Below are 19,865 nucleotides of genomic sequence, written 5' to 3'. Positions count from 1 at the left end.
ATGCTTCAGACCGCCTGACAACCCGATCCGGCCTGGGTCGGGCAGAAGATCGGCGTGCAACGGGGCGGCTGGGTCGCACACTCCCACACAGTGGGCCGAGGACGCGGCGCCGGCCCAGGAGTCCACACCCGCGTCTTGTCGTCGGTCTCGACAACCTGCGCATACAGCCGCGCCACGGCGCCAGTGACGTAGTCGGCGCCGCCGGCGATGCGGCTGGTGTACACGAACTCGATGTGAGCTGAGCTGTCGACGTGGACCACGGTTGGACTGTTGCCGTCCTGGGTGTCTACGCGTGCGGCCCGCACCACGTCGGTCTCGTCGATGTCGTAGAAGGTGGAGAACGACAGATCCGTGTAGATGCGCAAGTGGTCCTCAACGTCGGAGGGCCCGACGAACCCGATGATCTGCGTCGTGTTCGTCGACCGCGGCATCGCCTCGGGGTTCAACGGCGCCAGTGGGTGGACGGTGAGGTCGATCTCGTTGCGTTTCTTGTCAGCGCTCACGGCTCTCCAATCCCTGGGGATGAACCTGACCGGTGCCAACAGGATGTTATCAGCCGGGAACCTCGGCGTTGCCGAATTCCCGAGCACGCGTGGCTCGCAGGTTGTGACCAGCTACCTTCCCACGGCGGTGGTCATGCATACGCAGACCGAATTAGCGCACGACGCGGGCTGACGAACTCTCTCTTCTTGACACTCGCCCAAGTCCGATGCGACTGCGATGACTTTTTGTCGCCCGAAGTTCAAGCCGGATTTGTCTTGGCAAAGCTCACGCCGAGATCAGCTCGTCCGCCGCTACTGCCCCGGGTTGGGTTGTGCCAGCGTCTTAGGCTCAGCCATTACAACTCCACCGCTTGGCTTCGAGCGAAGCGTGTACGGCTTGCGATGATTCCCGCACGAGCGCCGGTTGCGGTTCCCGTTCAAGTCGCCCGGAGATCATGCCTGGGGTGTCGGCTCTCGAAGGGGCGCACTGCTTTGTTCTTCTACCCCGAGCTCGGTCGCATTGATACGACCGGCTCCCCACGTGAGGCCGGCGACCACCATCAGAGTGAACATCAACACCAGCCCCGATCCAACGTTCCACAACCAGGTCGGACTGTTCTGATTGCGTTCGCGCTGCAGGATGGTGATCTCCGGCACGAACTTCCTTGTGCTCGACATCTCAACGGGGACCTCTGGAGCGGGGATGGCCGAGTCAGCTGGCATGAAGATCGGCACCGCCGTCATGGTGGTGCCGTCCTGGATTCGCACCAGCGTCTTCCACGATCCCCACACCGGAACCGGCTGTGTCGAGCGGTAATGGCCAGGCCCAATCTTCTCCAACCGGTCGATCACGAGTCCACGGTTGTTTTCCATGCGGCCCTGCCACGACAGGATCGATACCCACTGGGGGTCATCACTTACCAACGTCGGCGGATTGATCTGCACGTCGGCCGACACCATGCGCTTGCCGTCGGTGCTGGGTTGTTCAGCGAGAGTGATCGTCGCCGAGCCTTGCTTCGGGACAACGATGTGTAGACCGCTGACGACTGCGATGCCGATGGCCACGACCGCGAGCACCACAGCGCCCACACCGATGGCCCCACGTGGTAACCGTCGGCCGATAAGCACCATTCCGAGCAGTCCACCGCAGACACCCGTCAACACAGCGACCGGCACAGCCATCGCGAGGGCTTCGCCCCACATACTCATTGGCCACGAATAGGGATAGACCGCACCAATCCACAGCGATTCCAGCCATAGCCCAACGGTGCCCACCCCCAGACCGGCGACGGCCCCAAATGGCACCCGCCGCTTGAGTAGCGGTGTCAGCGCTAACAACTCGACGACGATCGCCGGGCCGAGATAGAGCGGAAACCAGGTGGTGGGCGCCCCCAGTATCGGCCCCACGAGCAACGCGACGATGCCGCGCAGCGTGGCCGCTAGCAGCGCAGCCGCGATCGCCGCCCATGGCCCGAGCGTGATCCGCGCCGCCACGAGTGCCAGCGCGGCCGCCGCGGCAATCAACATCGGCTGATGCACCAGACGGAACTGCTCCACACCAAAGTCGTATTCAATCTGGTAAACGGACAGGCCAATCAGTAAGCCGCCAAAGGACAAGTAGCGCAGAAACTTTACGAACCGTCCGTCATCAGGCGGGTCTGGCATCGTGCGGCGGCCCTCATACTCGAGCATCAGCAAGGCGAACAGCGAAAAGCACGCGCCGCCGATCATCATGAAGTGTGTCGGCCCCCATAATGTGACGTCCTGCCCAAAGAGTCGGTGCCAGATGTCGTCGAGGGGGAAACCGATCAACGCATAGAGACCGCAGCCCGCGAGCAGTACGCCCCCGACTGGGGCGTACCAGTGCCTGGTGATGCGAATCGCCGCGGGTCCCGGTTTGTCGTAGGGCACGACGATGGCCAACATGCCGGCGACGAAGATTCCGAATAAGCCCACAATGATGAAGTAGTGCGCGGGGTTAGCCAAGGGGCCGGGGTCGCGCCCATTTCCGATGTGCCAGCTCACGTCCCAGATAAATCCGAACAGGGCACAGATGATTGACGACACGAAGACCAAGACCTGTAGCGCCACCCAGGGTGGCCGCTTGAACTTGCGCGCGGGGACATCCGCAAGCCGGGTCAGCCAGCTGATGCGATGTGTCCGGTGCATATACCCCACCGCCAACATCGCCGCCCCGATCACCACCGCGGCGATCGACAGGCCAATGACCTGATTGATACCGGCACCGCCCGCCGGCGCATCCGCCGTCACTATCCGATCCACTGGACAAACTCCTTTCGTGTGCGACTCAGCGATGTTCGGTCGGAGACAAGGCCAGTCGAGGTCGGTCGCGGGCGCGCATGATCACTGCTGCCCAAAGATGCGCTTTTCCCACCACAGGACCAGCCGCGGATGGGCGCGCGGAAGTAGCCGCACCAGCAGATCGACGCCTTTCGCGTCTTTGCCCACCAACACTCGGCTGCGGTTCGCCTCCACACCTGCCAAGATGATGTCGGCGGCCTGACGCGGGGACATCTTCAGCAGCTTTGTGTTGTACGCCTGTGCGCGCAGCCGCTGCGCCTCGGTGATCTCGCGCCCTTCGCGCTCGGCGTCGTCGAGCGCCGATGTGGCGATATTCGTGGCGATACCGCCGGGGTGTACTAGTGTGACCCGCACAGGGCACTTCGCCGAAAGCATCTCGGCCCGAAGGGATTCGGTAAAGCCGCGGACCGCGAATTTGGTGGTGCAGTATCCAGTCATGGATCCTTGAGCCATCAACCCGTTGAGGCTTGAGATATTCACCACGTGTCCATCCCCGGACTCAACCAGGTACGGCAGGAACTCCTTGGTTCCGTGGATAACGCCCCACAAGTTGATGGCGATGATGCGCTCGTACATGTCGTAGTCGCAGTCGATTACCGACGCGGCGCCGCTGGCGATTCCGGCATTGTTATAGACCTGATGCACCACTCCGTAGTGCGCCGCCACGGACGCGGCGTAGGCCTGGACTGCCGAACGGTTGCTGACATCGAGCGGTTCGACATGGAACGTACCACCGAGGGCTTCAACTCGTTCCGCGGTCTCTGCCAAGCCGTCTTCGCTGACATCGGAGATCGCCACGCGTGCACCACGGCCCGCCAATCCGACGGCCAGCGCCCGACCGATGCCCGAGCCTGCGCCGGTGACCACCGCAACCTTGCCCTTAATCGACCCCACAGTGTCAATCCCCCTTCGGACCAATCAGTTGGGTTGCGGCGACTCAGTTAGCTCGACCGGGCTTACGCTTGGCCGCTACACCGGCCCGCGACTCGCGTGGCGATGACGTTTCGTACGCATCAATGTCAAATCGCTTGGTCATGCGGCGGAACCGGAATGTGAAGTCGGGCCAGAGAGTGGTGTTGTTGCCGTGGGCGTCCAAATACCAACTGGCACAGCCCCCCGTCATCCACACCGATCCGGCCAGCTTGCACTGCAGCTGTTCGTTGTAGTCGTCTTGTACATCCTGTCGAACGTCGATGCGGGAGATGGCGCGACTCTGCATGGTGCTGATGGCGTCGACGACATAATTCAGTTGAGACTCGATCATGTAGACCATGGACGTGTGGCCGAGCCCCGTGTTCGGCCCTATGAGTACGAACATGTTTGGAAAACCGGCGATGGTGGTGCCTTTGTAGGCGCGCATCCCTTTGTCGGCGAAGCACTGACTGAGACTGCGTCCGTGGCTGCCGCAGATCGTGTCGAACATCGGGGAGTCGGTGACGTGAAAGCCGGTCGCGACGACGAGCGCGTCAACTTCCCGCACCGTTCCGTCTTTGGTGATGATGCGCCGGCCGTCGACCTCCTTAATGCCGTCCGTGATCAGCTCGACATGCTCACGGTCCAACGTGGGATACCAATCGTTGGCGATGAGCATGCGCTTGCACCCAATGCGGAAGTTCGGTGTCACCTTGCGCCGCAACGCAGGATCTTTAATCTCCGTGCGGATCTTGAAGCGCGAGATCCACTCGAAAAGCTTCATCAAGCGCGGGTTCTTCGCCAAGCCGACGACTTGAGTCTCGCGGGCCGCGTAGATGCCGGCACGCGCCAGCCACAGCACGCCAGGGATCTTCCGAAACACCCATCGCTCGGCGCGGGTAAAGGGCCGATCGAATCGTGGCAGCAGCCATGGCGCGGTGCGCTGGTAGACATCGAGGCGGGCTACCGTATCGGCGATCGCTGGCACGATTTGGATGCCGGAGGCGCCAGTGCCAATCACAGCGACACGCTTACCGCTCAGGTCGGCACTGTGGTTCCACCGGGCCGAGTGAAATAACTCGCCGTCAAAGCTGTCGACACCGGGTATGTCTGGCAGCGCCGGTTCGGCCAGCGCGCCGAACGCGCCGATAAGCACATCGGCAGTGATGGTTCCGTGGCTCGTCGTTAGCTCCCACTGATGGTGCTGTTCTTGCCACACCGCCCTCTTAACTTCGCACCCGAAGATGTGCCGATCCAGAACCCCCGCGCCCCGCGCGACGCCACGGATATAGTCCTGGATTTCATGCTGGCTCGAAAACGATCTGGTCCAATCGGGGTTTAACGCGAACGAGTACGAGTACAGGTGGGAGGGCACATCACATGCCGCACCGGGATACGTGTTGTCGCGCCAGGTGCCACCGACGTCGTTACCGCGCTCGAGCACGAGGAAGTCGCGGTTGTCGGCCGCATCCAATTTGACCGCCGCGCCCAAGCCGGAGAAGCCGCTACCAATGATGGCGATGTGCGTATGGCGGGCCGCGCGATCCGAAGGCTGCTGTGCCGTCGATGCGTCAGTCAAGGCATCCTCCTTTGTTCAGCGCTCACCGTGGTGAGGGGTATTAAGGAGCCGCTACCCCTATCCGGTGGAAGCCTCCGTCGAAAGCCTCAAATTTGTAGCCATCCTTTGAGGTTTGCTCGTGGATCCTCGTCCACCGAGCCCACCACACCCCGGTCCGCCCTGCCGAGAGGCGCCATCCAGCCATCGGATGCTCCTCTCCGCCCCCTGTATTCGTCGCCTAACATTGATGTTGCTGTTGCAAAAATTACTAGACGGTAGATCTCCGGTCTAGTCCATTTTGAAACTTGTTTACAAGCTAGGTAGACATCTGTGTCACAACGCAGGTCTCGCCGGTCGAGAGCGGTGCCGGCAGAGGCTATCCAGGCCGCACTGTCGTCGGCCGAGCGGCTAGGCAGGGACGTCGCCGATGTGCCGATCGCCGTGATCGCTCATGCCCTTGGGGTGTCACGGAGCACTCTGCTGCGCCAGCTCGGTGGTACCCGTAAAGCACTCGACGACGCCGTACGCGACTCCGGTGTGGATCCAGGTGGACGCCCTCCGGTGCGGGTCCGCGCCCTAGAGGCGGCGGCGGCGCTCATCGGCGCCCGGGGCGTGGGCGCAGCGACTTTCGAGGCGGTCGCCGCGAAAGCCGACTGCTCGGTGCACAGTCTTTATGCAGTCTTCGGTGGACGTCACGAATTGTTGCAGGCTGTCTGTGACCGCTATATCCCGATCTCGCCCGATCTCCACGGTGTCTTCGCTAGCTCGGGGCCCGATCTCATTGAGGCGGTGCGCCGGATCTACCGGGCGCTTGCAGAGCTCTACCTCCGCGAGCCGCGCGTGCTGTTGGCCGTGCTCGTCGACGCAATGGCCCATCCGACGGGACAAGCTGGGCAGGTGTTGGTTGAGCATGGCGTGTTGGGCAGCCTCGCTGCCGTGGATCGCTGGCTGGAAGACCAGGTTGCGGCTGGCCACATTCGCGATGTTCCCCGCCCGTTGCTGTCGCAACAGCTGATCAGCCCCATCGTGGTGCACTGCATGTTGCGGCCATCGTTGGCTAACCTGCCCCAGATCGCGATGCCAGACCTTGATGAATGCTGCGACATCTTCGCCGACGCGTTCGTTCGCGCCGTTGCACCGCGACCGGAACCCTCGACCGACGTGCCGTAGCTGTCCTGGACGGACCCGTGTCACTACCGGCCCGCTGGACACGCGCTGAAGCCGCGCGAACGAGTAATTGCAGAAATTATTTGGGTGGGGGAAAAGAAACTGTAGGTTTTCAAACTGCGTGGGATGCCTTGTAAAGCAAAGGCATTGCCGGTCGAGTGAATCACTGCCACATCCGCGGGCCGGTGACCTCGACTCGCTTGGATCCAGTGATAGGAGGCGTCGAGGGTCATAGTCGTTGCTTGCCCAGCCAGGACGTAATCGTGTCGGCAACCATGGCCCATCCTGGTTCTAGCATGAGCTCGTGTCCCATCTCGGGGATGAAGACGGGCTCTGTGTTATAGGCCTTGGCGGTCTGGCGTATGTCGCTGGCGGCGTAGATTTGGTCGTTTTGTCCGCCCATGACGAGCATCGGTGTGCTGATCTTCCTGGTGTCGACCAAGTTGGCGGCCACCATGTCGAAGAGGATGGCGCGTGTGCTTTCCGGCTGGAGTCGCGTTGTGACCGCGTCGACGAGAGGATCGGGAGCCTTGCCACCGAACAAGAGTTCTCGAGCGCCTGCCGTTGAGCCGTACAGGTGAGCGGGATCGCCGGTAAGCGCAAATTTGTTGCTGCGGTATGGATGTCGGCGCATCGACCGCAGCAAGGAGCGCAGGTGTCCCCGCGGTGGCGCCGAGGCGATAAGTACCGCGGCTGGAATGTCATGAGTCTCCAAGTACTTTTGGACTAGGAAGCCGCCCATGGAGTGACCGACTAGCACTGGGGGCGTTGGAAGGTTTTGCGTGACCGAGCTCAAGTCGGTGAGAAAGTCTGAAATCGAGCACCTGCGCAGCGATTTCTCGATTGGGCTAGTGCCGTGGCCCCGCAGGCTCAGCGCTAGGGCACGGAAGCCTCGGCCAGCGAAGAAGTCGAGAAAGTGTTCATTCCAACACCATCCGCTGTGCCAGGCGCCGTGGACAAAGAGCAGGGGGTGTGGATGTTCATCGCTGGCTTGTCCCTTATCGATCATTTCCAGCATGCGACTGCTCCTTGCATGTGATGTTTGGCTCCTCAGCTACCCGGCCGGCTGTAGTGCCGTGCGCATGAGTCAGATTCGGTGTGCGGCTTGGATGAATTGTGCGGCGCGCTCGCCGATGACGACGCAGGGCGCCATGGTGTTGGCGGCGCTGATGCGGGGCATGATGGAGGCGTCGGCGACGCGCAGGCCCTCGATGCCGTAGACCTTGAGGTGTCCGTCGACCACGGACATGGGGTCGCGGCCCATCTTTGCTGTCCCGCATTCGTGCCAGTAGGTGGTGACGGCGTCACGCAGATACGTCTCCAACTCGGCGCCGGTTAGGTCGCCCGGCATGACCTCGCGCGCGACGAAAGATCGAAGATCTGCGGAGTTGCCGATCTCGCGCATGGTTTCGATGCAGGCGATGGCGGTCTTCAGGTCTTCGGGGTCCGATAGCGCGTTGGCTTCGATCCGAATGGGATCGGTCGGGCCGTTGCCTGACAACCGGAGCCGACCGCGGCTGTGAGGCTGCGTCGGTGAGCCGAACAGGGTCCAGCTGTTTTGCGGCAGGCCGTATTTCGCAGCGTTTTCGGCAGTGGCTTTCGGGAAGGACCCTGAACATGCGAACAGGTCCGGTCCGCGGACATCGGCAGCCCCGGAGTCCCAGAACAGTGCCGCCCCCACCTGAGTGCTGCCCTGGATGGTCTCGGGAAACTCCCATACGCAGTCGAACCCGAAGTGATCCTGAAGGTTGCGCCCGACGCCGGGCAGGTGCTGGCGGACGGTGACGCCGACTCGACGCAATTCGTCTTCGTCTCCGATGCCGGACTGCATGAGCACCTTCGGTGTGTGAATGGTGCCAAGCGACAACACGACCTCAGCGTCGGCCGACACACGATGCACGGTGCCCCCATGGACAACCTCGACACCGGTGGCTCGGATGCCGTCGAAGATCACGCGGGTGACCAGTGCGTGCGGGACCACGGTCAGGTTGGTCTGCTGCTGATGTGGGGCGGTGTAGGTGCGAAACACCGATAGGCGTTTTCCGTCGCGCCAGCGCAGATCGGTGATGGCGGCGCCGCGGGTCTCCTCCATCAGGCGGCCGTTGGGGCTCTGGTAGGTGGGAATCCCGATGGCCCTCGCCGCCTCAAGGGTCGCCGCGGCGAGCGGATGCGCGGCCGGTGCTGGTTGTACGAACACCGGCCCGCCCCTGCCCCGATGATTTGGCTCGCCGACGCCCTGCCAGTCCTCGATCCGCCGGTACAGATCGAGGGTTGGCTCGTATCCCCAGGCCGGCTCGCCGGATTCGGAAGCGTAGTGGTCCCAGTCGCTGCGGTGTCCTCGCGCCCAGATCATCAGGTTGATGCTGGACCCGCCGCCGAGCACTTTGCCCATCGAAAACGCGATCGCGCGCCCATGAAGCCGCGGGTCCGGCTCGGAGATGAATCCCCAATCACGTTCGCTGCCAAGGTTAGATGGCCACTGGCTTGCGTCGGTCACGCTGGGGACGTCGTCGCTGCCGCCGGCCTCCAAAAGTAGGACTTTCACGTCGGGGTTCTGGGCAAGTCGGCCGGCGATCACCGATCCCGACGAACCAGCACCACACACGATGACGTCGTAACGCGGCTCCAACACAATATCCACGCAGGCCTCCTACCTTTGCTGGGTATAGGTCGATATATCTAGCTTCACGCGCTGAAGAGCTGAGCGGTTCAATCTAATTCGAGAAATGTGTGGCACGTTGGCCGATTTCTTGGATACGAACCGATGCGGTCGCGAGTACTTGTGTACTCGATGTAGACATCTTCGGTTTGGTCACGCCGTCGATCCGGCCCAGCCCTATTGGGCAGGTCTGTCTGCTACGTGTCGCCATGCCTGTCGTTGGGCCCTGGCCGTTGATGCAGTCGTCTTCGGTCCTCAGGCAGGCCTCACTGTGGCTGAGGTCAGCTGCGCGCTGACAACCAATAGCCCCACCGCTGCTTGTCGACGAGATATTCTTTGTTGCGCAGCGCGAATTCGCTGACACTGGTGGGTGTTTTGTCGCCCATCTTTTCCACCACGTCGTTGGTGCCGGCGAAGATCCCGTCGCGGTAGTCCTGGGCGATGTTCTCGATGTGCTGGATGGTGTGCTCGTGGAAGCCCTGGCGCCTCATGGTGTCCGCGAAGGCATCTATGCTCACCGGTTCGTAGGTGAACGGAACACCGAGTGTGTTACTGAGTTCCTCGGCGATCTCGAAGTGGTTCATCTCCACCGGCCCATACAGCGGGTATTCCTTGCCGTCGTGGTTTTGCCGGTGCTCCAGGATCCCGGCCACGACGTAGGCCTGATCCTCCCCGGCGATGGGGGCATGGCGGCCGTCGGCAAACGGCAGCCGCAACATGTTATCGGCGTCGAGGAACTGGATGAGCCACTCGGCGAATAAGGTCGGCTTGATATGGGCCGTCGGCACCGGAAAGTTGTTGAAGATCCGCTCGGACAGCCAATGTTGGCGCGACGCATTGCTTCCCGCGTCGGGCCGAGCCGGCTTTTGGCTCATATTGACGATGATCCCGACGCCGGCTTCGGTGGCGGCTTGGGCGAAAATGGTGGTGGCCTCCAACAGTCCCGGCATGATCGGGTAGCTGAAGTAGGCGCCGTCGACGCCTTCGGTCGCGGCGCGCATCGCCGCCAGGTCCAGCAGGTCGCCGACAACGACGTGTGCGCCTGCCTTCCTGAGTCCCTCGGAGCGCTGGTCAGCCCGATGCGCCAGCGCGCGTACCTGATGGCCGCGCTCTAAGAGCAGGTGGGTGAGGTAGTGGCCGACAACTCCTGTCGGTCCGGTCACCAGAAATGTGCTCATGAATGTTGTTCTCCTCCTGCGATCTCGCGCTCCGCCAGCGCCGCGGCCCCGGCGGCCAATTCTGTGGTGACGTTGCTGAACGCGTTGATCTGCGGGTTGACCGCGTCGATGCGGGCCAGCACGGACTCGGTGAGCTCGACCGGCGACAGCGCCTTGGCCCTGATCTGCTGTACGGCCGCGGCCAAGGTCAGTTCGAACGGTTGCATGACGCTAGACCACCGCCGTATGAACGCCGAGCGCCGAGTGCAGCCAGCGACCCATTTCGGCGATCGCGCGGTCGACCTCGTCGACGCGGCCCGCCCCCATGATGAAGGAGTGCTGCCCCTCGTCGACCTGCCGGACGACGATGTCATTGCCCGCCTCCCTTGCCTTTTGGGAGAAGGCGACGGCGTCCGACGCGAGCAGTTCGTACTCGCCGTAGTACACCGCGATGGGGGGCAGCCCGGACAGGTCGGCCCCGAGCAGATGCACCCGCGGGTCGGTGTATTCCACGGCGGTTCCGTCGAGCCAGCACGACCGGAACAGCTCGAGCAATCCCCGCGTGAGCAGCTTGTCCCGCTCGGCATTGGTCTCGATGGTTTCCCCCGACAGCGTGACATCGGTCCAGGGCGAAATGGATAGCACGGCGCCGGGCAGCGCCTCTCCCCGATCACGCAGCCGCAGCGCAAGTTCGACCGCGAGGAAGCCACCGATCGAATGGCCGACGCTGCCGATCTTGTCGGGCCGGTAGCCCTGATCGAGCAGCCAACGGTAGGCGGTTTCCACGTCTTCGACCTGCGCCGGGTATTTGTGCTCCGGGGATCGCCGGAAGTTCAGCACCAACGACCACGCGCCGGCCGCTTTCGCGATATGCGCGGCCGCCTTTCGGTCGGAGTGCATCGACATCAGCACGCTGCCGCCCATATGCGTGTGCAGCAGCACCGATTCGGGGTCACTGTCGACGGGAATGCACCACAGGGCCTCGACACCGCCGGCGTCGACCTCGGCGTAGGTGACTCCCTCGGGTTCCTTCGTCGCCAGATGGATGTTCTCGATGACGTCGCGAATCGTCTCCAGCTCGAAGTTGGGATTAGAGACTCGCCTGCCGATGTCCGCCAAGAAATCGGCGAACTCGACCGCCTGCTTGCTTGCCACGCACTTTCCTTCCGGTCGTGATTCATAGAATAACGATCACTATATACCGATCGCTATCCTACGGCTAGCCCCGACTCGGTGACGCCTTGAGGGTACGGCCGCAGCGGCAGATTCGGTGCAGGACGGCGCGCGCCAGACCGATAGAAACATCGTCCGGCACAAGCGATTTCAAGTGGCGGTGGAGGACCCCGCGCGAGAATGTATCGTTCGACACCTAGCGAGCCGATAGGTTGCCGAAGGCGGACGCGTACGAAGTCCGAAAACATTCCGGCTACGAACCGGCCCGCTACCAGCCGGGATCACGCCGACCCCGCTGCTGATGATCGTCGCCCGCAAAAGACGGGCTCACCGGCGGGAACCGCGCAGCCACCGCGTACCAGACGGCCGCCGAACCGAAAAGGATCGTCTCCATCCCCGGCAGCCACTTCGCGGCCTACACCGGCAACGGGTTCGAGCTGGCGTCGCGCCCGCGCGGGACTGGTTCACGATGCACCTCGGTTAGGAGAAGTACGCGTCGAACGAACCGATGTCGGTCAAATGCGCTGTGACCTCTGAAATCTTGTCGCCACGGATAGTTAGCACGTTGACCACGTCCTGTTCGAGCCGCTTGCCATTGTGCTCACCGGTGTCGTGCAACGTGACCGCGACGGTGTCACGGCCGAAAGCGAATCCCTGCGGCGAGATGTGCAGCCCGTACTGGGCGAAAGTGTCGGCCAGTCGGGTGACGTCATCGATTCCGGTCGTCCGGCCAGACACCACGCTGGAGCCGGGGATGGTCCAGACAATGTCGGGTGTTGCGTGTTCCGCGATCCCCGCATGATCGTCGTGCACGATGGCGGTCGCGAAAGCGCCGACGACGGCCCGCTGCTGCTGCGTGGCCGCAGCTTCATCGTCCGGCGCGGCGGCCGAATTGCCGTCTGGCACAACGCAAACCATCGCCATGGCGATACCCGCACCTGCCAGGGCGGCTTTCCAACCACTCGAAGCCCCCATGCCGCCTGCGGTCATTTGCGTTGCTTGCCGGGTGAAATGAGCCTGTCCGCGGTCTCACTCGCGGCGCCGAGCACCTCTGCCTGCGTGGCGGCGTCGGACATCGCGCGCGAGATCGACACCGCCCCCACCATCAGCGCGACGACGCTCCACGCCCGGCGCTCCCGGTCGGCGCCGTCGAGCACCTCCGCCATCCGCCCCGCCAGCGCGACGATCTTGTGTTCGTACGCCTCCCGAGTGGACGCTCCCGACCGCGCCACGTCGGCGCTCAGCGTCGGCATCACGCATCCGTCGGCCGGGTTTTCCACGTGGTAGGCGCTGAGGTATTCCGCGACAAAGTTCTTCAGCTTCGACCGGCGCTCGGTCTTGGTGCCGGACTCCGTGTCGGAAACGAACGGCTCACCGACGGCGGCCTCGACGATCGCCTCCAGCATCGCTTCCTTATTGGCGAAGTTCGAATAGAACGCCCCCGACGTCACGTCCGCCGCGGCGGCCAGCCCGTCCACCCCGATCCCGTTGAAGCCGGCGACCTTCATCGACCGCGTGCCGGCACGCAGCAGCGCGGCGCGTGCCTTGGCCTTCTGGTCTGCCGGATATCTCATGACAAGTACATTTGTAGCATAACCATCGATATCTTACGCTCGCGAAGGGGGATCTCCTACAGCGGAGGAAAAGCACGTCGACGAGCATCATCAGAGAAGCGCTGGCTGGGTTTGCGGCACTGAACACGCCACTGTGGGCAGCGTGGGCCCGAGCTTTAGTCGATCGCACTAGCGCCGGGCCGACCCACACCGGCGTGCTCACAGCGGCCGAACGCCGGATCGCCGATCTCGCCGCGACCGGAGTGTCGAACCGGGAGATCAGCAGGGTGTTGTTCGTCAGTCCCAAGACTGTTGAGGTCCACCTTTCCCGTGCCTACCGCAAGCTTGGCATCCACAGGCGCGCCGGTTAGCAAGACGCATAGAGGCACTCTGACGCGGGACCCAATCACTTGGTACACCGCAGCGCCCTGCTCGGGGAGCCCGGCCGCGCGTATGTCTTGCCGTCGGCGGTCGGTGGAGCAATAGGGAAATCCCTTATATCGCGAGGCCGGCCGCCAGGCCTAGGGTTGTCAAGGGGGCATGCGCGCTTTGCGGATGCCCTCTACATCACGTACACGGAGGACGCTTCGCAACCGCGGTGAGCCGCTAGCATGGCCGTTTAGCACGGGCGTCGGTGTTGGGCCAACCGCTCACTGCAGCCGGCGAGGAGACTAGATGAGCACTAAGGGCCCTTTGTTGACGCTGGGCGCTGTCGCCGTGTTGGGGGCCGCACTGCTCTTAGCCAATATCTCCAACGAGTCCTCGCCGCCGCAATCAACCACGCCGTCGGCTCCGTCGGTGTCCGCGTCCGCATCTCCCGGTTCACCCCAAAGCCCGACTCAGTCACCGCCAGAGGCGTTTCCGGCCAAGGCCGACTACGTCGGCAAGATCCCGATCCACCGCGGTGTCATGACATTGGAGATCACGGTGGAAGGAGACAAAGCCATTGCCTATGCATGCGATGGCAAATCGGTTGAAGTGTGGCTACGCGGGAGCGCGGTGAACGGCACTGTGTCTCTTGACAATAAGGACAGGACGAGCCATCTCACCGGCCATCTTGTCGGGGGCAGCGTTACCGGCGTTCTGTCGATCGATCAAGACCAGTGGAATTTCACCGCTGCTCCCGCACAACCACCTGCGGGCTTATATGTGTACCTCGAGAACGGCAGCCGTGACAGCTGGATCATCGACCAGAACAACGGCGTCACCGGCGTCGTTCGACGCCCGGACGGATCCAAGTCACCGGCGCCCACCCTTTCCATCAATGGAACGGCGGTCATCAACGACAAGACAATCACCGCGACTCGAGTGGAAGGCAACAGCAATGTCGTTTGATCCGCCAGCGCGTCGACCCGGCCCGGCCGATCGCTTTCCGGCGCCGCCGGGACGTCGGCCTGGGCCACCCGGACGGCCGCAGGGACCACGCCGATTCTCCAATATGTCGCCGCAAAGGGATGCGGCGCCAACCCAGCACGTACCGGTGCCATCAAGTCATGCGCCCGCACCTCCGCCGAAGACGGGCAACGCGACTGCCGCGGTGTTGATCGCCGTCGTCCTGGGCGCCGCGGCCGCAGTCGGGCTGGGCGTGTTCGCCAAGGTGCACGAACCCAGGTTCTACGCAATAAACGTCGCTGGGTTCTCTAGCGGAACCTCGGTCAAGGCATGGCTGGCGACGATCGCACTGCTACTGGCGGTGCTGCAGCTTTGCTCGGCATTCGTCATGTACGGCTTAGTCCCACGAATCAAGGCCCCGCCGTGGATCGGCGCCTTCCACGTCTGGTCCGGTCGGCTCGCGGTCCTCAGTACAGTGCCCGTCGCCGTGCATTGCTTGTACGCGTTGGGTTTTCAGTCCTATGACGCGCGGGTCCTCGCGCATTCGATCCTGGGTTGTTTCTTCTACGGCGCGTTCGTGACGAAGATGCTGGTGCTGACCCGAAAAGGTGTCCGGGCCTGGGTCGTCCCCATCGTCGGAGGTCTTGTGTTCTTCGGTCTGGTTTTCATCTGGTTGACGTCCGCATTGTGGTTCTTCCAGACCAAGGGCGTGATGTTTTAGCATTCTTGCCCTGAGAAAGAGGTCATGCACATGGCAGAGTTGCCCGTCTCGCGCAAGACATTTCTAGTCGCTGGGTTGGCTGTGGGCGCCGCCATGGTTGCGGCTTGTACGACCTACGGCAAGAAGCCCGGCTCAATCGGTGCACCCTCGCCGGCTCAAGCGCCCAGCCCCAACGGTGCTCAGCCGCCGAGCACCCCCGGAACTCCCCCTGCAGCGAGGGCGCCGACCAACGCACTGGCCAAGACTGCGGATGTCCCGGTCGGATCGGGTGTGATCGTTGGCGACGTCGTGATCACGCAGCCTGCCAGCGGCGACTTTCATGGCTTTTCGACCACCTGCACGCACGCAGGGTGCAAGGTGAACGAAGTCCGAGGGGGGACGATCAGTTGCCCGTGTCACGGCAGCCGATTCAGGCTCGACGGCTCAGTGGCCAACGGTCCGGCATCTCAACCGCTCGCAGCGAAGGCGATTGCGGTGCAGGGCGACTCAATCGTCCCAGCATGAGATGCCGGTGCCCCAGTTATGGAACATGGCACCTAGTCCGTCGCAAATGTTCCTTCGATCCAACGTAATCGTCCGGCTCATGCTCGAGGGCGCAGTGCCGAGCGTCGTGCGTATGTGGGCAAGTTACCCGACTGGCTCACGTCGGTGACCATGGGCAGGTGTGGTCGTTTCGGATCAGATCTGGTCAGCGCTTTGAGCAAGCTACAGACAACCGGCCGGCATAATAAATTGGCTCACCTCGCCATGTTTGCGAATCGCGACAGGTGCAGCTGATGCGCGACGGTGACAGTCTTCGTCGGGCCGTTGCGGTGTTTGGCGAGAATGAAGTCCGCCTCTCCCCCACGCGGATCGTCGCGCTCGAAGGCATCGGGCCGGTGCAGGAGGATCACGACGTCGGCATCTTGTTCCAAACTATTGTGCACGCTGATGCCGTTCGCGACGAAGTTGTGTGTCCCACTTACGGTTCCGTCGTAGACGTCTTGTTCGCCAAGGCTGGTGATCTCAACAACCGTGTCCCAATACACGTGGTTGGTGGCCAGCGCGTGAATCTCGGGATCATCCAGCAGTGCAGCGGCACGATGCACTCGTGACCTGCTTGGTGAGCGCTTCCACATTGCAGACCCGCAGAACTGCGTGCCCATTGCCGAGGCCAACTGGCGATGCGTCATCTGTTTGGCAGACAGCACATCCCGGACGCGCGCCCATATCTCCTTCGGGACGGTGTCCAGATTTGTATTGCGTACCACGCTCTCGAGATGAGACAGGACCTCTTGCGCGGCCACCTGTTTCATGCCATGCACGCCGACGTGGTTAAGGAATCGCGTCTGGTTCTCCGCGCCGTAAATGTGCAGGTGCCACGAGTCGCGGTACCCAAGCTTTGGTGCGTACTTGATCCTCGCGAAAACGCCAACCCGCAATAGCAGCTGAGTCACATCGTCGATGAGCTGTCGACTCGTTGACGCGTAGTAGATCCGGGCTTGGCCCCTCTTAGCATCCCACCTGACAGAGCCGTCCGTGGCCCACAGGTGACGCAGGAACAACGCCACCTGATCATTAGGCGCACGAAATACGGCCTGCGGCACGAACTTTTCGTAGCTCCGGCATCCGAACAGGCCCAGACCATCGAGCCAGGCCGCGATGGGATTGCGCCGGCCGCGCGCCAGCCGCTCTGGCGCACGCAACCGCAGCGTCGAAACCCGCGCCGCTGGGTAGTCGTCGCGGACCGCGGTCACGCCGATGTGCGCGGCGGACACCGTCACCGCGGCCAGGTTCGCCTCGTCCACCGATGCGTACCGGATCGGTTGCCGCTTCACGCACGACCCGTCGCCGATCATGTGGGCGAGCAGAATGACCTCGGAATCATCCATTCGCTGCGTGTCGACGGGCTCGGGCACCCGGCGCGGCGCGGCGATCCGGTCGCCAATCTTCAGTTGCTCCAACGGAGTCCAGCCGTCGAGCTTCATGAACGGATGGTTGCCGGTGGCCTCGACCTCGCGGCCCGAGGCCAGCCGCAGCCGGAAGGCTTCCTTGCGGCCGCTCGGGAACACGTTCGTCATAGGCCGGGCGACCATCCGCAGCCGCTCATCCAGAGACCACACCAGCGGCCGCTCACCCGTTCGCATCAGCTCGCCAAAACTGACTTCGGCACCGGTGTCGGCACGCAGGATTCGCGTGGCGGCGGTCAGACAGCCCGACTCGCGAAGGTCGGACAGCATCGGCTTTTTGTCGGTCCGTTGCTCGGGGCCACGGTTGAGCTGGCTGATCGCCACCACCGGAACCTCAAGCTCTTTCGCCAAAAGCTTGAGATGCCTCGAGAATTCAGATACTTCCACTTGACGCGATTCGTGCTTCTTCCCCGACGTCATCAACTGCATGTAGTCGATCACGATAAGCCTCAGGTCGGCCTTCTGCCGCAGCCGGCGCGCCTTGGCCCGGATCTCCATCATGGTCAGGTTGGGCGAGTCGTCGATATACAGTGGCGCCTCGCTGATTTCGCTCATCCGCCGCGCCAGCCGAGTCCAGTCGTCGTCGTTCATGCGACCCGAACGCATATCGGCGAGTTTGATTTTCGCTTCCGCCGAGAGTAGCCGCATCACAATCTCGGACTTGCTCATCTCCAGCGAGAAGATGACGCTGGCGAGGCGGTGCTTGATCGAACACGACCGCATGAAGTCGAGGCCCAGGGTGGAATTATGTGTCGGCACCATTCCCGGCCCGGCCAGATAAAGCCGCGCGGCATTGTCCACTTGCACGCAACGCACCGGCACGCTTTCCACGCGGCGCACCGAGTTGATCTGCAGTACGGGAGCCAACAAGTCAGTCGTCATGCCGAGCGAGCCGTAGCGCGGCATCGACCCGGCCGGAGCGATCGTGTCCCAACCGCTCCGCAACTGCGCCGATGTCCGGATTCCGCGAGTCGTCGGCCACTGGTGCGCGGCGTCGGCGGTAAGGACTGTGCCGTCAGAGAACTCCACCGCGTAGCACGGCCGCCCCAGCATCACATCGGTGGCAGCCACCACCCGCGTCGGCCGCCCGTCGGCGTCAAGCAACTCGTCGCCGACCGCCACGTCCCCCATCGTCGTCCAACCGCTCGGCGTGGGCAGCGGCGTGCCCAGTCCAAGCGCCTTCCCCACACCCGGGCGGGCCGCCACAATGACCATCTGACCCGGATGCAGCCCATTGGTCACCTCGTCGAGTTCGGTGAATCCGGTGGGCACGCCGCGCGACAGTCCGCCGCTGGAGGCGATGGCGTCGATTTCGTCCATCGTCGGCTGCAGCAGATCCTCGAGCGGAACGAAGTCTTCGGAGAGCCGGCGATCGGCGACGTCATAGATTTCGGCCTGCGCCCGGTCCACCACCTCGGCCACGTCGGCGCCCTCGGCGCCCGCGTAGCCGTATTGCACCACCCGCGTCCCAGCCTCCACCAGCCGGCGCAGCAGCGCCTTCTCGGCCACGATGCCGGCGTAGTAGCCGGCGTTGGCGGCCGTCGGCACCGTCGAAATCAGGGTGTGCAGATAGGGTGCTCCGCCGATGCGGCGCAGCAAGCCACGGCGGTCCAGCTCCGCCGCCACCGTCACCGCGTCGGCCGGCTCACCGCGCCCGTACAAGTCCAGGATCGCGTCGTAGACATTCTGGTGCGCTGGCCGATAGAAGTCGCCGGGCCGGAGCCGTTCCAGCACGTCGGCGATGGCGTCCTTGCTGAGCAGCATCCCGCCCAGCACCGACTGCTCGGCGGCCAGATCCTGCGGAGGCTGCCGGCCGAACTCTTCACTGGGCGGCGAAGCGTCCATGCCCGGCGCCAAGTCATCGAGGACCGCCACGGTTCTCCTCCCCCTGGGACACCCATCCGAACATACATTCGATAGCCGACACCCGGAGGGTAAGTCAAGGTGGCGACAACCCCGACCAAGCACCCACGTTGCCTAGCGCCGGGACGACGGTAAACGTTGCTGGCGCGGACTTAAAGGGCCCGCTGTTCATAAGCCTGTGCATGGTGTGTGCATATCCGTCGACACCTGTGTTGAGCGGGGTGTGGAGAACCTGTGGATTAATTGGAGGCCCTGCGACATCTGCGCTGATAAGAGCAGTACACCCCGGCGCGTCTCGTGTGGACAGGAATTCGTACGGCGTGTCGGGCCAGGTTACTGCGTCGGGCGTGTTGGCTTTCGGCCATATTTTCGCCGCGTTACGGGGTGGTTAAGGGGGTCATACGGGGACCCCGGTGAAAAAGTTCGCCAGGGCCGCCGTCGGTGGCCGGGCCCTAAGCCCACTCAAGGTATGCTCACAGCCCGCAAACCGCGGCGGCGGCCGAACAGGGGCGCCGCCTCGATCGAGCAAACGCTACTTGGTTAGCTGCCCGCGACGACGTCGAGCGCGACCTCGACGTCGACCTCCGGGTGCAGGTGCACTGACACCCGATGCGTGCCCACAGCCTTGATATGGGTCTTGGGTAGCCGGACGATCCGCTTGTCGAGGTTTGGGCCGCCGGCCTTCTTGATGGCCGCGACGACGTCACCGGCCGTCACCGAGCCGAACAGCTTGCCGGAGTCGCCGGCGGCCTTCACGGGCAGCGGGACGGGGCCGAGCGCATCGATCTCCGCCTTGAGTTCGTTGGCGTGCTCGAGGTCGCGTACCGTCTTGGTTTCGCGGGCCCGGCGGATCTCCTCGGCCTGCTTCTCCGCGCCACGCGAGGCGGCGATTGCCAGGCCACGCGGGAGCAGGAAGTTGCGGCCGTACCCGTCCTTCACGTCGACCGTGTCGCCGACGGTGCCGAGGTGGTCGACATCAGCCGTCAGAATCAGCTTCATCGTTTACGTACTTTCGGT

Annotated in this window: 18 protein-coding genes; 5 read left to right on the top strand and 13 right to left on the bottom strand. The window is 63.3% G+C overall.

The genetic code is table 11. The features are described 5' to 3' along the window. Nucleotides 1-5 precede the first annotated feature (5 nt). The 4 genes from A5764_RS28755 to A5764_RS05860 all read right to left on the bottom strand — a co-directional run bounded on the left by A5764_RS28755 (nt 6) and on the right by A5764_RS05860 (nt 5,295). Nucleotides 6-503 carry a hypothetical protein gene (locus tag A5764_RS28755; RefSeq protein WP_067109981.1) on the bottom strand — a complete coding sequence of 166 codons (498 nt, stop codon included), beginning with the start codon at nt 501-503 and terminating at the stop codon, nt 6-8. 432 nt (nt 504-935) lie between these two features. Continuing rightward, nucleotides 936-2,720 (bottom strand): hypothetical protein, encoded by a 1,785-nt coding sequence (locus A5764_RS05870; RefSeq protein ID WP_067110224.1) that lies wholly within the window; start codon nt 2,718-2,720, stop codon nt 936-938. 126 nt (nt 2,721-2,846) lie between these two features. After that, nucleotides 2,847-3,698, bottom strand: coding sequence for an SDR family oxidoreductase (locus A5764_RS05865; RefSeq protein WP_067109978.1), 852 nt, complete (start codon nt 3,696-3,698; stop codon nt 2,847-2,849). A 43-nt stretch (nt 3,699-3,741) separates the two neighbouring features. Beyond that, nucleotides 3,742-5,295, bottom strand: a complete 1,554-nt coding sequence (locus tag A5764_RS05860; RefSeq protein ID WP_197501215.1) for an NAD(P)/FAD-dependent oxidoreductase — start codon at nt 5,293-5,295, stop codon at nt 3,742-3,744. Between the two features lie 342 nt (nt 5,296-5,637). Here A5764_RS05860 and A5764_RS05855 point away from each other — a divergent pair, with 342 nt between their 5' ends. Next, on the top strand, nt 5,638-6,444 hold the full coding sequence (locus A5764_RS05855) for a TetR/AcrR family transcriptional regulator (RefSeq protein ID WP_067109975.1): 807 nt from the start codon (nt 5,638-5,640) through the stop codon (nt 6,442-6,444). A gap of 226 nt (nt 6,445-6,670) precedes the next feature. On the opposite strand, the gene A5764_RS05850 is transcribed toward A5764_RS05855, so the two are convergent. From A5764_RS05850 to A5764_RS05820, 7 genes are all read right to left on the bottom strand, one after another. Next, complete coding sequence (locus tag A5764_RS05850) at nt 6,671-7,459, bottom strand: alpha/beta hydrolase (protein WP_067109972.1); 789 nt, start codon at nt 7,457-7,459, stop codon at nt 6,671-6,673. A 69-nt stretch (nt 7,460-7,528) separates the two neighbouring features. Then, nucleotides 7,529-9,082: a GMC family oxidoreductase gene (locus A5764_RS05845; RefSeq protein WP_156664521.1), complete on the bottom strand. Its 1,554-nt coding sequence runs from the start codon at nt 9,080-9,082 to the stop codon at nt 7,529-7,531. A gap of 299 nt (nt 9,083-9,381) precedes the next feature. Next, a complete protein-coding gene (locus A5764_RS05840; RefSeq protein WP_067109969.1) occupies nt 9,382-10,278 on the bottom strand; it encodes an NmrA family NAD(P)-binding protein in 897 nt (298 codons plus the stop codon). Next, complete coding sequence (locus A5764_RS05835; RefSeq protein WP_067109966.1) at nt 10,275-10,484, bottom strand: hypothetical protein; 210 nt, start codon at nt 10,482-10,484, stop codon at nt 10,275-10,277. Before A5764_RS05835 ends, A5764_RS05840 begins: the two co-directional genes overlap by 4 nt. Before the next feature lie 4 nt (nt 10,485-10,488). Next, entirely contained in the window at nt 10,489-11,412 is a 924-nt protein-coding gene (locus tag A5764_RS05830) for an alpha/beta hydrolase (protein WP_067109964.1), read from the bottom strand. A gap of 498 nt (nt 11,413-11,910) precedes the next feature. Next, the gene (locus A5764_RS05825) at nt 11,911-12,420 is read right to left on the bottom strand and encodes a nuclear transport factor 2 family protein (RefSeq protein WP_156664520.1); all 510 of its coding nucleotides are present in this window, start codon (nt 12,418-12,420) and stop codon (nt 11,911-11,913) included. Next, entirely contained in the window at nt 12,417-13,004 is a 588-nt protein-coding gene (locus A5764_RS05820) for a TetR/AcrR family transcriptional regulator (protein WP_067109959.1), read from the bottom strand. Before A5764_RS05820 ends, A5764_RS05825 begins: the two co-directional genes overlap by 4 nt. Before the next feature lie 194 nt (nt 13,005-13,198). Between A5764_RS05820 and A5764_RS30005 the strand changes: the two genes are divergently transcribed. The 4 genes from A5764_RS30005 (at nt 13,199) to A5764_RS27215 (ending at nt 15,540) form a co-directional block, all read left to right on the top strand. Beyond that, nucleotides 13,199-13,354, top strand: coding sequence for a helix-turn-helix transcriptional regulator (locus tag A5764_RS30005; RefSeq protein WP_197501214.1), 156 nt, complete (start codon nt 13,199-13,201; stop codon nt 13,352-13,354). A gap of 304 nt (nt 13,355-13,658) precedes the next feature. After that, complete coding sequence (locus A5764_RS05815; protein ID WP_067109956.1) at nt 13,659-14,318, top strand: hypothetical protein; 660 nt, start codon at nt 13,659-13,661, stop codon at nt 14,316-14,318. Nucleotides 14,319-14,421: 103 nt separating this feature from the next. Then, nucleotides 14,422-15,036: a DUF6529 family protein gene (locus A5764_RS05810; RefSeq protein WP_067109952.1), complete on the top strand. Its 615-nt coding sequence runs from the start codon at nt 14,422-14,424 to the stop codon at nt 15,034-15,036. Between the two features lie 24 nt (nt 15,037-15,060). After that, the gene (locus tag A5764_RS27215) at nt 15,061-15,540 is read left to right on the top strand and encodes a Rieske (2Fe-2S) protein (protein ID WP_082951515.1); all 480 of its coding nucleotides are present in this window, start codon (nt 15,061-15,063) and stop codon (nt 15,538-15,540) included. A gap of 233 nt (nt 15,541-15,773) precedes the next feature. On the opposite strand, the gene A5764_RS05805 is transcribed toward A5764_RS27215, so the two are convergent. Then, nucleotides 15,774-18,860, bottom strand: a complete 3,087-nt coding sequence (locus A5764_RS05805; RefSeq protein WP_082951514.1) for a replicative DNA helicase — start codon at nt 18,858-18,860, stop codon at nt 15,774-15,776. Nucleotides 18,861-19,388: 528 nt separating this feature from the next. Then, nucleotides 19,389-19,847, bottom strand: a complete 459-nt coding sequence (gene rplI, locus A5764_RS05800) for a 50S ribosomal protein L9 (protein WP_067109949.1) — start codon at nt 19,845-19,847, stop codon at nt 19,389-19,391. Nucleotides 19,848-19,865: the final 18 nt, after the last annotated feature.

Origin of the sequence: Mycobacterium sp. 852002-51057_SCH5723018, from assembly GCF_001667035.1 — a bacterium.
Classification (GTDB): Bacteria; Actinomycetota; Actinomycetes; order Mycobacteriales; family Mycobacteriaceae; genus Mycobacterium.
This window is presented reverse-complemented; position numbering and strand designations above follow the sequence as displayed.